The sequence below is a fragment of the Collinsella sp. BIOML-A6 genome (assembly GCF_009875845.1).
Lineage (GTDB): Bacteria > Actinomycetota > Coriobacteriia > Coriobacteriales > Coriobacteriaceae > Collinsella > Collinsella aerofaciens_H.
The window spans coordinates 16,136-29,239 of sequence record NZ_WWSL01000028.1 but is presented as its reverse complement, the minus strand read 5'-3'; the positions used below and the strand labels follow the sequence as shown (position 1 = coordinate 29,239).

10 protein-coding genes and 1 pseudogene are annotated in these 13,104 nt (G+C 57.8%); 9 read left to right on the top strand and 2 right to left on the bottom strand.

What is annotated here, in order from left to right:
- Positions 1-276 precede the first annotated feature (276 nt).
- The 4 genes and pseudogenes from GT495_RS08970 to GT495_RS08955 form a co-directional block, all read left to right on the top strand.
- On the top strand, positions 277-1,161 hold the full coding sequence (locus tag GT495_RS08970; RefSeq protein ID WP_161162401.1) for a PRD domain-containing protein: 885 nt from the start codon (positions 277-279) through the stop codon (positions 1,159-1,161).
- A 49-nt stretch (positions 1,162-1,210) separates the two neighbouring features.
- Complete coding sequence (locus GT495_RS08965) at positions 1,211-2,713, top strand: PTS transporter subunit EIIC (protein WP_161162400.1); 1,503 nt, start codon at positions 1,211-1,213, stop codon at positions 2,711-2,713.
- Positions 2,714-2,753: 40 nt separating this feature from the next.
- Positions 2,754-3,311 carry an RDD family protein gene (locus GT495_RS11025; RefSeq protein ID WP_370457638.1) on the top strand — a complete coding sequence of 186 codons (558 nt, stop codon included), beginning with the start codon at positions 2,754-2,756 and terminating at the stop codon, positions 3,309-3,311.
- A gap of 25 nt (positions 3,312-3,336) precedes the next feature.
- Positions 3,337-3,672 (top strand): annotated as a pseudogene (locus tag GT495_RS08955) (N-acetylmannosamine-6-phosphate 2-epimerase); the annotation flags it as partial.
- Between the two features lie 324 nt (positions 3,673-3,996).
- Here GT495_RS08955 and GT495_RS08950 read toward each other — a convergent pair.
- Entirely contained in the window at positions 3,997-4,578 is a 582-nt protein-coding gene (locus GT495_RS08950; protein ID WP_161162698.1) for a hypothetical protein, read from the bottom strand.
- Positions 4,579-4,947: 369 nt separating this feature from the next.
- On the opposite strand from GT495_RS08950, the gene GT495_RS08945 reads away from it, so the two are divergent.
- A complete protein-coding gene (locus tag GT495_RS08945; RefSeq protein WP_161162397.1) occupies positions 4,948-5,508 on the top strand; it encodes a hypothetical protein in 561 nt (186 codons plus the stop codon).
- A 596-nt stretch (positions 5,509-6,104) separates the two neighbouring features.
- Here the strand turns inward: GT495_RS08945 and GT495_RS08940 are convergent.
- Entirely contained in the window at positions 6,105-8,048 is a 1,944-nt protein-coding gene (locus GT495_RS08940; protein WP_161162396.1) for a BglG family transcription antiterminator, read from the bottom strand.
- 269 nt (positions 8,049-8,317) lie between these two features.
- Here GT495_RS08940 and GT495_RS08935 point away from each other — a divergent pair, with 269 nt between their 5' ends.
- The 4 genes from GT495_RS08935 to GT495_RS08920 all read left to right on the top strand — a co-directional run bounded on the left by GT495_RS08935 (position 8,318) and on the right by GT495_RS08920 (position 13,103).
- Positions 8,318-8,779: a PTS sugar transporter subunit IIA gene (locus tag GT495_RS08935; protein WP_152077550.1), complete on the top strand. Its 462-nt coding sequence runs from the start codon at positions 8,318-8,320 to the stop codon at positions 8,777-8,779.
- Between the two features lies 1 nt (position 8,780).
- Entirely contained in the window at positions 8,781-9,098 is a 318-nt protein-coding gene (locus GT495_RS08930; protein ID WP_152077549.1) for a PTS fructose transporter subunit IIB, read from the top strand.
- A gap of 16 nt (positions 9,099-9,114) precedes the next feature.
- The gene (locus tag GT495_RS08925; RefSeq protein ID WP_161162394.1) at positions 9,115-10,206 is read left to right on the top strand and encodes a PTS fructose transporter subunit IIC; all 1,092 of its coding nucleotides are present in this window, start codon (positions 9,115-9,117) and stop codon (positions 10,204-10,206) included.
- Positions 10,207-10,337: 131 nt separating this feature from the next.
- On the top strand, positions 10,338-13,103 hold the full coding sequence (locus GT495_RS08920; RefSeq protein WP_161162393.1) for a glycoside hydrolase family 38 C-terminal domain-containing protein: 2,766 nt from the start codon (positions 10,338-10,340) through the stop codon (positions 13,101-13,103).
- Position 13,104: the final 1 nt, after the last annotated feature.

Here is a 13,104-nt window from a genome sequence, read left to right as displayed (position 1 = left end):
AGGTATCGGGTTCCCACATTCATCCGCACATGTGCGGATGAATGTGGGAGGTGTTCGGATAAAGTTGATAATCAAGGGCAGCGAGGCGTTGCTCCCACACCCCCGGTTTGGAGTTGACAGGGTCACATGCGGCACGTATGATGTCAAAAACTTGATGAGGATCGTGACTGTATGACAGGCGACACCGAAAGTTGGCCGCTGGCCGCTGGCCGCTGGCCGCTGGCCGCTTTCGGTGTCGTTTTTTTCTGGACGGGACGTTCGAAGGATTGTATGGGTATGTTGCAGGTCGCAAAGGTACTCAACAACAATATTGCTGTTGTGGTTGATGCTCGCGGTAGCGACTGCATTGCCATGGGGCGCGGGATTGCGTTTGGTCGCAAGCGCGGAGACCTCATTGACGAGGATAGCGTAGAGCGCCTGTTTACCCAGCACGTCGCCGAGCTGTCCGGCAAGCTGGGCCAACTGGTGTCATCTATTCCCGAAGAGTACTTCGAGGCGACGCGGGCGATTGTCGAGCATGCCAAACTGCGTCTCGGCAGGAATCTCGATGACGGGGTCTATCTTGCGCTGACGGATCATATTCACTTTGCTGTCAAGCGAGCCCTTGCGGGGCAGGCCCTCGATAACCGCCTGAACTATGAGATCGGTATGGTGTACCCCGATGAGTTCGAATGTGCCCAGACCGCCATCTCCTTTATCGACCGCACCTTCCACGTCACGCTTCCGCAGGAGGAGGCAGGATTCATCGCCATGCATCTCGTCAACGCCGAGATGGGTGGTATGGGCATACAGACGGCGACGACGATGGCCAAGATCATACGCGGCCCGCTCGATATCGTTAAAGAGTACTTCGATATTGATTTGGACGAGGCAACAATTGCCTATTACCGTTTTATGGTCCATCTTAAGTTCTTCGCTCAGCGTGTTGTCATGTCCGATATGTCCGATGCCGCCACCGAGTCCCGTGACCGCCAGTTGCAAATCACGGTGATGCAACAGTACCCCGATGCCTACGAGTGCGCCAAGGAGATTGCATCGCGTACGGCGCGGTCCAATGGCTGCCCTGTTCCCGAGGACGAGTGTCTGTACCTTGCCTTGCATATCGAGCGCGTGGTGCACGGCAGCCCACGCCAGCACGCCGGGAGAGGAGGGGATGTGTAGGGTCACAGTCTACGTTCACGGTTAGAGATTCACGAGAAAGAGGAGACACGTGTTTAAGCAACTGCAAAAGATCGGCAAGGCATTTATGCTGCCGATTGCTATTCTGCCGGCAGCGGGCTTGCTGCTGGGAATCGGCGGCGCATTTAGCAGCTCCGCAACCATTGCCGCATACCCCCTGTTGAACGTACCTTGGCTACAGGCGGCCTTCAAGGTCATGAGCGCGGCGGGAAACGTGGTGTTCGCCAACCTTCCCATGCTGCTGTGCATCGGACTTTGCATTGGTCTTGCCCGTCGCGACAAGGGTGTGGCGGCGCTCGCGGGCATCGTGGGATACCTGGTCATGACGGCGACCTCGTCCACACTGCTCTCGATTTTTAACCCTGACGGTGCGGCGATCGATACCGGCGTCATCGGCGCCCTCGTCATTGGCCTCGTGGCCGTTACCTTGCACAACCGCTACCAGAACATCCAGCTTCCGCAGGTCCTGGGCTTCTTTGGCGGCTCGCGTTTCGTGCCTATTGTCACGAGCCTGGCAGCGATCTTTGTCGGATCCCTGTTCTATATCGTCTGGCCGCCGTTTCAGCAGCTGCTCGTTCGTGCGGGAGAGGTCATCTCTGCTGCCGGTGTCTTCGGTACGTTCTTCTATGGCTTCCTCATGCGCCTGTGTGGGGCCATCGGCTTGCACCACATGATCTATCCCATGTTCTGGTACACGGAGCTGGGCGGCACCACTGTCGTTGCCGGCCACTCCGTGGTTGGTGCCCAGAACATCTTCTTCGCCCAGCTTGCCGACCCGAATCATACCGGCCTGTTTACCGAGGGGACGCGCTTTTTCGCGGGGCGCTTCGCGACCATGATGTTCGGTCTGCCCGCCGCCGCACTGGCCATGTACCACTGTGTGCCCAAGGAGCGCCGCGAGAAATATGCCGGCCTTTTTCTGGGCGTTGCCCTGACGTCGTTTCTGACCGGCATCACCGAACCTCTCGAGTATATGTTCCTCTTCGTTTGCCCACCTTTGTATGTGCTGCATTCGTTCTTTGACGGCATATCGTTTCTTGTCGCCGATATCTTGAACATCAGAATCGGTAATACGTTCTCTGGCGGCTTCATAGATTTCTTCCTCTTTGGCATCATGCAGGGAAACGCCAAGACAAACTGGCTACTCGAGATCCCGGTCGGTGTTGCGTGGTTCGCTCTGTATTACCTATCCTTCCGCTTCCTGATTACCAAATTCGATATCAAGACACCCGGTCGCGATGAGGAGGCAGCGACGATTGAAGAGCCGAAGGCTCCTGCCAAAGGTGACCTTGCCGATGATGCGAAAGTGATCGTCGAGGCACTGGGCGGTCCCGAGAATATCGAGGATGTGGATGCGTGCATTACCCGCTTGCGCGTTGGGGTGAAAGATCCTGCCAAGGTCGATCACGATGCATTCAAAAAGCTTGGCGCTGCCGGAGTTTTGGATGTCGATGGCGGCATCCAGGCTGTCTTTGGTGCAAAGGCGATCTTGTACAAGACCGCCGTCCTCGAGGAGCTCGGCATAGACGAGTAAAATGAGCGGCCGCATCCGCATCGCATAGCGAACATCGTTGATGCGGTGCGCTGCGGCCATCGCGACAGAAAGGGCACTAATGTCTGCCAACAAGGCAAAACGCCGTCCGAGTGAGCGCGCGCAGAGGGTCCAGCAGCCTGCCGCCCGCAGTGACGGAGGATGTGTTTTCTTCGCACGCCGACTTGTGTCCTTATTGGTCGATTATGTAGTGAGCGCAGGGGTCGTTAGTATTTTCTACGCATGCGCGTACATTTTCTACCTCGATACGTCCACCTCCTCGCAGGGCAACTTGATGCTTCTGTGTGCAATCCTGTTCGTATTGCAGACGACGATCTATGTCCCATGGAAAACTGGGGCGAGCGTGGGAGAACACCTGTTGCGCCTCAGGGTCATCCGGTGGGATCGTCGCGCCCGCACACCCTCTCAGATATTTGTCCAGGAGTGCATAATGAAAGTTGTCCTCGGTCCGTTCACTATCCTGCTGTTTGTGCTCGATTACGTGATCGGCGGCCTACTGCTGCATCGCGATCCCGATCACGAGTTCGCACTCGATTCTATTTTGAAGATCCACGTCATCCCCAATAGACCATCATCCTAGATGGAGGATTACCATGTCCGTGCACCCACTTCAGGAAGAGGGGGTGTTGCTCATGGCCGATTGCATGACTATCGAGGACATTCGCCATGCGTACGATCTGGGCTTCGACTTGGTTTCCACCACGCTGTCGCACAATAAACCTGCGATTGAGACGTCATTGAACGAAGGACCCGATCTACCGTTATTGCGCCAGGCCGTCGAGGAGTTTCCAGATTTGCCCATCATCTGCGAGGGACATGTGCATACGCCGCAAGATGCCCGCGCTGCCCTCGACGCTGGTGCCTGGGCCGTGGTGGTTGGGACGGCTATCACACATCCTACGAGCGTTACGAGTTGGTTTAAGGCGGCTCTTGACGAGTAGGGTTGTCATGGCATCGCTCTCGTTTTGTTGCGTGCTTTATGCGTCATGTCGAAAAAGCACGCTTTGATTGGTGCTGATTGCAGATGCCAGTAGAGACTCCCATAAATCGAATGGCGTGTTGCAGCGTAAACAGTTAGCCCCGGTACGACCGCTGATTCAAGTCGCCGGGGCTTAACCCATCTCGCGCTGGAGGTTCCGGGCGAGGAGACCTCTAGCGAGTGGGTGGAGCCTGTGGACGACGAGGAATACCTTAAAGTAATCATGGTGGATCGCAAAATCCACCTCTGACGACATGACTGTCGAGAGCCGTGCCGACGCCGCACCTTACCCAGAGGTCGCCTTGCGTGGCAAACACAGGAAGATCCCCGCCAGGCAGAGGATGTCCACGGCGGCCATGAGTAACTGGGGAGGCTCGGTGACGAGGTTCGAGTACGTGCACGCCACGGTAATCACTATGAACGGAACCAGCATCGCCGCGTACAGGAGGCGCTTGCGCGCGCTCCTCTGCATGGCGAACCCCCACGCGCCCGCGCACAGCGCGACGGCCATGTACTCGAGCGCGTCCTTTGCGCTGGACAGGACGTTCGCAAGATAGCCCGCGCTGCCGGACTCAAGTGCGCTATAGACGGCAAGGGCGGCCGTGTACCCGTAGTAGCCCAGGCACAGGCCGGAAAAGAAAACCAGAACCCTCCAGAACGCCCTTTTGGGCTCCGTGTTCCTGAATGATATGAGCGCAACCACCACGAATGGATAGATGTCGATGTCGGAGACCAGGAACCTGAATCCTAGATGGGGCGAGTTCAGTTGGTCGGACAACCACGGAACGACTGTCTGGCCCAGGAGGCCCACCAGCGCTGCGAAGACGAATAGTGCGACATACCCGTTTGTTCGTCTGCCACATTGCATGACTGCCGTCCCTTCTCCGTATGACGGATAACAAAGACATGTCATTTGTCAGGTCTATTCAATCGACGCTCGAGCCGTCAACTCGTTTCATTCTACACTTGGAGTCCACGGCGTCGCGCACAACGCGGGAATGCCCGCCAGTTTAGATTGGCGCGTATCAGAAGCGTGTTTGTGTGCTCCGGCATCTCGTAGGCTCCATTTTCTCACGCAAACGGTTTATCGGCCCAATCGGTGTGCGGTGTGGGCGGTATGCGAACTGTGTAATATGCGGCATTTGAAGAAACCGTGTGGATGGAGGGGTGGCTCCGGCCTCGTCGCGCCCATGGGTATCAGTGCAAAACGATGATGGCGTCGATTAAGGAGATAGCTATGGCAACGTCAACGCTGGACAGTTTTATGAGCCTGCTGTTGGGACGCTTCGACAACCGCGAACAGTTTGAGGCGAAGAAGGCGGCCGGGGAAGTGTTTCCTTTCGCCCGCCATGTCAACACCGCATGCAACGATAAGATTTTAGGCCTACCGGCGGATTTCCCCGGCGTATTCATGATCGAAGAGAGCTATTACGAGACTGATGGGAAAAAATCCTCGTCACCCCATTTGTTCCTCTTCACCGAGGAGTCGGAAGGTGTTTTGCTGACCTCCTACGATGCGCCGGAAGGCAATGACAAGCGCACGCTCTCGTATGACACCATGGTTCCTGCAGAGTATGCTTCGCTTAAGGAGTCCGGAAAATTTGTGCCCGCGCTCTATCGTGAACGCGACGGCGTGTGGGAGGGCGGATCGGACTCGATGTTTACGCCGGTCATGAAGTTCCATCTTTTTGAGCGATTCTCAGCCGATGCTCTAGAGGTGACTGAGACCATGGAGGTAAACGGTAGGCGCGTCTTTGGGTTTGACGACCCGATTGTCTATCACCGCGTCCAAGGCTAGAGCGCATACGCAACGATTCTCTATTATCTGCTAGAGGCGTTATCTTCATACGTCCATAGCGTGCTACGCGATTCCGTTGTGGGGCATCGGCCGCCTACTTGGTGCATACGATTCCGCGACTATTCATGCTTCTGCCTCAGTTTGTGCATTGGTTAATAGAAAAGCCGCCTTCCTATAGGGGCGGTTGTGAACTCGTTGTCGGATGACTGAGGGATTAGCGTTGATGCCTGCTACGCTTGGTGGAGACGTCCGGCGCTGTGAGGGAGACACCGCCATCTGCTCGGGCGACGGCCTCCGGCGCAGGCAGTCCTCGATGGCTGCGTTTCGTCAATAGTTTTTGAGCAGGCCACTTCTTATGGCACATCAATACGCGAGCCTGCCAGCCCGTTGCCCCAGGTGCGCCTGGGTAAATGGTACCCATTCGTTGGAACACGGCCTACCGAAAGAAGCGCTTGCGCGATGAGGTGATAGATGAGTGGCGCAATACGCGTGCCTTTGCAAGTTTTGCGTCGGCAAGGCGCCCGACTGCAGCGGCCTATCTTGTGAAGGCGCTTTTTGACATCTGACGCGCAGGAAGCCCCTTTATGGCAGCGGGCCTATGCGTGCTCCTGAGCCTTGCGATCAAGAATGGCGATAAAGTCTGTAAAGTCTTGCGAGGCAAGAATGTCATGCTGCAGGCGACGATTGTTGGTGATGTTCAGCAGCAAGTCGTAGAGATATTCAATATTTGCGCGGTCGCCCGCCTGCACGGCAAGCAAGAAGACAATGCGCACCTCTTTGGAGCCGGCATTCCAGTCAAGGGGCTGGTCGAGCAGCGCCACCGCCACTTTGGTCTCGGTGCTGCTGGGGCTGAGCGAGTGGGGGATGGCGAACATCGGGTCCATGGTGGTGTCGGAGAGCGCCTCGCGCTCAAGGACGGAGGACAAGAAGGCTTCATCGGTGATGCCCTGGTCCTGCAGCATGTCGCAGAGTCTTTCCAACACCTCGCCCTTTCCAGCGGGCTCGGTGAAGCGGCAGAAAAGCTCAGGGTCAAAAAAAGCGCCCATAAGCGATGTCGCCTGCTTTTCTATGCCGTTGAGCATGCGCGAGATGGTTTCGGTGTCCTGCGCGCTCAGGCTAAAATCCACGAGCACGCGCGGAAGCGGGCAGTTTTCGATGGGGACGGTGGTCACCACAAATGCCGTATCCTCAAGATCGGCGCCGTCCAGTTCGCAGAACTCTCGATACGAGATGCTGTGGGCGATGCTTATGCGGTCCCCAAAGTAGGTGAGCAAGCGGCTCTCCAGCATGCTGGCGATGGAGTTGCCCGATCCGCAGACAAGGATTACTTTGTGCAGGGGCCTGTTCTGGGGCGTGCGGCGCTCGATGGCCGCTCCTATATGCAGCGCGACGTAGCCAGCCTCGTCCTCAGAAAGCGTATAGGGCTCCGTGTCGAATACTTTACTGGTGCTCGCCAGGGCGATCTCAAACGCCAGCGGGAAGCTGGAGCGGATGGTGTTGAGCAGCGGGTTCTTCTTGATGATCTTAAGGTCCTTGCTTGAGAACGTGGAGCTTAGATGCTGCAAGAGGTTCCGCTTAAGCTCGTGGTCATCCCTTAGGTCGAAGCCGTAGTTTTGGGCGACAATCTCTAGAAGGGCGTCGACGTCGCCACGGAAGAGCTGGTTGTCTATGCCCGAGCGATCGAGGTATGTATTGGAAAGGATGTGCAGCAGCAGGTAGCCGCGCTCTGCTTTGCAGACGGAGATGCCAAATTCCCGTTCAAGGTCTCGACAGGTTCCTTCAAGAAAAAGGGACACGCGAGAGCTCGCTTCGCCGTCTTCGCTGGTTTCAACGGGGTATCCGTGCATGATGCGACTCACCATAAGGGCGGTGTGCATCAGCAGGTTTTTGAATCCATAGTCGGTTGTAACGATGTCGGAGTGCTCGATGTGGCTGCGCACTATGTGCTCGAGGACGTCGAGGTCAATATCCGGGAAAAGCCTCGTCTCCTCATCCGAGAACCCCTTGACGTATGAGCGCATGTTGCGAACCACCACGCGGTCCATGAAGCAGCGACGGTGATCGTCCTCCCGGCCCAGGACCTTGACGCCAAAGCCCGGTTTTACCAGGAGGGCGAGGTCGTATTCTGCCAGGATGTCCTTAATCTGGCGAATATAGTTCTGCAAGGTGTTTTCGCCCACGAAGATGATGTCCGCAAGCTGGTCGTAGCTTTGGTGGTCATTCGCCATAAGCAGAGCGTTGAGCAAGAAGCGGATGCGGTCATCCGTGTTGGACAAATCGGGTTCGCCGTTGCCGCGTTCACGGGTTGACGCGATAAAGTCCTCGTAGAGATGCGCGTCCTGTACAACCAGGTGGTAGCCCTGACCGCGCTTGATGTCAATATAGGCGCCGTGGTTCTCAAGCGCGCTGTTGATGCGGGCTATATCGCTGCGCACTGTGCGGTCTGTGATGCCGTGTATCTTTGCCAGGCGTGCCGCGGGGGCAAATGTGGAATGGCGAACCGCCTCAAAGATTGCGTCAAGACGTTTTTGACCAAACAACTCTAAAGACCCTCCTTACGCATGTAGCGCGCCCAGCATTTCATTGCGTGCGTTTATCACATTGTGCGCCATGGTCGACAGCAAGTCCTACCCAAGGCTTTTCCGCAAGCATGCGGAAAAGATGACTATTCTTGCTGATTTCCATTTCCGCGACAAGTGGAAATCAGGCGCCTTTCCCATTCTTCCATTTCCGCTGAAAGACGGAAATCGGCAAGGTTGAGCGTCGTCGCCTGCGGCTGCATGATGGGTGTCGTCAGGAAGGAGATGCGATGGAGAGAGTGTTCACGCAAGACCAGGTTCTCCTCGACCTAGGCGCGTCATGTGCGGAGGATGTCTTCCGCGCCGTGGCGGATAGGGCGCAGAGCCTGGGCATCGCTTCGGCGGACGGGGCCTATCAGGGCCTCCTGGAGCGAGAGCGCGAGGTGGCGACCGGACTTATGGATGGTTACGCCATACCTCACACCAAGTGCCCGGCTATCGAGCGGGCGGCAATGTTCTATGTGCGCACGGCTGCCCCACTTGAGTGGCAGACCATGGACGATCAGCCCGTCCAGCACCTGTTTGTTTTAATGGCGCCGCATGCAAACGGTGGGGAAGAGCACCTAAAGCTCCTATCCGCCCTCGCAACGTGCCTGTTAAAGGACGAGTTCAAAAACGCGGTGGCCACGGCCGAGAGGGCTGAAGACGTGGTGTCGATTGTGATGGAGCACATTGAAAAGGAGTGTGAATGACATGAAGGTGGTTGGTGTTTCCGCCTGCCCGGCAGGCCTCGCCCACACGCCCATGGCGGCAAAAGCGCTTATGAAGGCGGGCGAGGGCCTTGGCTGGGACGTCAAGATCGAGCAGCAGGGGTCCATGGGCCAGATCAACGTGGTGACGGCCGAGGAGGCCAAGGCGGCCGACTTTGTCCTGATCGCGTCTGATCAGAAGATCCAGGGCATGAATCGCTTCGAGGGAAAGACCGTTATCCGTATCGATATCAACATGTGTATCAAGGCTCCCGAGGCCGTGCTTAAGAAGTGTGCCGCTGCCGTAGAGGCAAGGAAATAATAAAGGAGGAAGAAGAATGAAGAAATTCTTCTCTGAGATCAAGGGTCATCTGATGACCGGTATTGGCTACATGCTGCCGCTCATCATCGGCTCCTCGCTGGTAGTTGCCATCCCGCAGCTCATCGCCCTCGCTATGGGCACCCCCAGCCTCACCGAGGACCTTACCGGCTTCCTGGGCTTCTTGTACCAGGTCCAGCAGGTTGGTTGGACGGGCATCGGCATGGTCAACACCGTGCTCGCCGCGTTTATCGCCTACTCCATCGCCGACAAGCCCGCCATCGGCGCCGGTTTTGTCGCGGGTGCCATCGCTACCAGCACCAAGGCAGGCTTCCTGGGCGCCGTTCTTTATGCGTTCATCGCTGGCTACCTGGTCAAGTGGGCGCTGAAGACCATTAAACTCCCCGAGGCGTTCCAGCAGACCATGCCTCTGGTCATCCTGCCCTTCCTGTCCACGCTCACCGTTGCCCTGATCGCTGTTTTGCTGGCCACCCCGCTCGCTGCTATCAACGAGGGCGTGATCGCGTGGCTGCGTGACATGTGCACCAGTGGTACCAACAAGGTTCTCATGGCTGTTATTCTTGGCGCCATGATCGGCTTTGACATGGGCGGCCCGGTCAACAAGGCTGCTTGGATGGCCGGTAACGTTCTGCTCGCCGAGGGCATCTACACTGCCAACGTCTTTATCAACTGTGCTATCTGCATCCCGCCGCTGGGCTACGCGATCGCTACCGTGGTTCGCCGCAGCCGCTTCTCCCGGAGCCTCCGCGAGTCCGCTACCGGTAACTGGGTCATGGGCTTCATCGGCATCACCGAGGGCGCCATTCCCTTCACCCTGGTCAAGGCCTCCCGCCTCATTCCGGTGAACGTCATCGGTGCTGCCCTGGGCGCTGGTATCGCCGCCCTGCTTGGCGCTGACGCCGTGATTCCGCCGCTTGGTGGCATGTATGGCTTCATCACCATGACCAACGGCTGGGCATACCTGGTCGGCCTGCTGGCAGGCGCCCTGTTCATCGGCGTTGTCGCTCCGCTTCTGGTCGACTTCAACGTTGAGACCGAGGCAGACTCCTCCGACGTCGACATCAATGAGATCGAGATTTCCTTCGAGTAATGCCCTTCCTTTGGCCCCGCTCGTGCATACCGCCGGGTGGGGCTTTTTCTAGCATCGTAGCCCCTGCGGCAGGTACCAGTCCCGCAAGTTGGAGTGGGTCGGCGGCAGAGTATTGAAAGGTGGAAGCACCCATGGGAAAGACCATCCATGTTGTTCCCCATAGCCATTGGGATCGCGAGTGGTACTTCACCACGTCCCGTTCCAAGGTGTACCTTATGCGTGACCTGGCAGACGCGCTGGACGTGCTTGAGAGCAATCCCGCATTCAAGACCTGGATGCTTGATGGCCAGGCATCGCTTTTGGACGATTACCTTGCCTGGCGACCTCAGGACGAGGATCGCATCCGCAAGCTAGTTGGCGATGGCCGCCTGATTATCGGACCGTGGTACACCCAGACCGACCAGATGATCATCTCTGGCGAGAGCATCGTCCGCAACCTTACCTACGGTATGCGCCGCTGCGAGGAGATTGGCCCCTACATGAATGTGGGCTATATGCCCGACTCTTTTGGCCAGGCGGGTAACATGCCCCAGATCTATCGCGAGGCGGGCATCGATAGCACCCTGTTTTGGCGCGGCGTTTCCAATGATATGGCGGAAAACCTCAACTACACCTGGCGAGGCGACGACGGCTCCACCATATTTGCCACCCAGATGCCTACCGGCTACTATATCGGCGGCAACATGCCCGAGGACCAGCAGGAGAATGATGTATGGTGGCATCAGCAGGTGTTGGATAAGCTGGCGCCGCGCCACGTGACGGAGAATGTCTACTTCCCCTGTGGTTTTGACCAGGCGCCCGTGCGCGCTAACCTGCCCGAGCTTCTTGAGCATCGTAATGCCTATGACTCGGAGAACACGTATTGCATGAGCAGCCTTCCGGAATACCTTGAGGCCACCCGCGCCGCCATCGAGCGAGATGGCATTGAGCTGGAGGAGGTGGCGGGCGAGCTGCTAAATGCAAAGCATATGCGTATCCACCGCAGCATCTGGTCCAGTCGCTCCGACCTCAAGGCGCTTAACACGGAGATCCAAAACTACGTGGTCAATGTGCTCGAGCCGCTGCTGACCCTGTCGCGCAGCCTGGGCAACGACTACCCGCGCGGCGCCGTGGACACTATCTGGAAGCTGCTGTTTGAGAACGCCGCGCACGATTCCATCGGCTCCTGCATCGCCGACGCCGTGAACGAGGACGTCTATCTGCGCTACAAGCAGGCTCGCGACATTGCCACCTCGCTTGTCGAGCTACACGGCCGCATGATCGCCACCAGCGTCGATTCTGGCGACGCCCCCATGACCTTCACCGTGTTCAACACGCTGCCGCAGCCCAGGTCCGGTGTGGTCATCAAGAAGATGTACATTCCCGGCGGCGATTTCTCAATTGTCGACCAGGCGGGCGAGCCCGTTTCCTACACCGTGCTCCAGAGCCGCGATCTTACGGACTACGTGCTGTCGCAGACCATCCGTCTCGACCCCAGCGCCAAGCTCTACATTCCCCAGCAGGTGTTCGAGGTCACCATTGCAATCGATGCCCACCAGGTGCCCGCGCTTGGCTACGCCCAGTACCGCATGGTCCTCGACGGCAGCACGGCAAGCGACATGGTCTCGCTTGAGCGCGACGTCGCCCTTGAGAACGAGTTCTATCGCGTGAGCGTCAACGCCGATGGCTCGCTGCGCGTGGAGGAGAAGGAGACGGGATACGTCTACGATAACCAGGCGGTTCTGGAAGAGAACGGCGACGATGGCGACTCCTTTAACTACTCGCCGCCCCGTCAGGACCTGGTTGTGCGCTCTTGCGACGGACCCGCACCCCAGGTTGAGCTCGCTGCCAGCGATATCTACGCGACCGCGACTATTGCCCACACCATGACGGTGCCCGCGACGCTCGAGGAGCGCGCCCAGGGAGTGTGCTCCACAAAGCTGCCTGTGACGCTGACCGTTGGCCTTCGCCGCGGCTCGCGCGTTATTGACGTGGAGCTGCACGTGGACAACACCGTGGGATCGCATCGTCTGTGCGTCCTGTTCGATGCCCATATGGACACCAACGTGAATTATGCGGACCAGCAGTTTGGCGCCATCTGCCGCGATAACATGCACAAGCAGGATATGGCTCTCTACAACGCGTCGCTTGCCGCCGCGCAGGGGCATGAGATGGACGAGGAGTGGGACGACTCGTTGCCGGCCAACTGGAGACAGAACATGGAAACCTGGCAGGAGCCCAGTGTGCCCATCGAGCCAACGCAGAGCTACGTGGCGCTTTCCAATGGCGAACGCGGTCTGGCGGTGCTCCCGCTGGGCGTGCGCGAGTACGAGATTGTGGGCGAGCAGGGCAACCAGATTCGCCTTACCGTCTTCCGCGCATACGGCTTTATGGGCCGCGAGAATCTGCTGTACCGTCCGGGCCGCGCCTCGGGCGAGCGCACCATGGAGACGCCGGACGCCCAGCTGATCAAGCCCATGACGTACAAGATCGGATTCTGCACCTTCACGGGTTCTGTGGACCAGGGAGGCGTTGCCCAGCTCGCACGCAGCTATGACGGAGAGCTTGAGCTTTACGAATACGCCGAGTTCCTCAACGGACGATTGATCTTCTCCGAGCCCCGCGTCTATGGAGACGGGCCTGCCGTCGCATCTCTGTTTGAGCTTGAGGGCACTACCGTTGTTTCTGCAGTGAAGGCGCCGGATGACCCGGATCTGCCTGGCGTTGTGGTGCGTCTGTTCTGCGGTTTTAACCAGGGAGATGCCACGGCTACGTTGCACTTTGTCACGCCGGTCAAACAGGCGTACCTGTGCAACCTGCGAGAGCAACGTTCCGGCAACGTGGAGGTCAACGGGTGTGAAGTTAAGCTTAAACCGCTTGGTCACTGCAAGTTTGCAACCGTGTATATTGAGGCGTAGC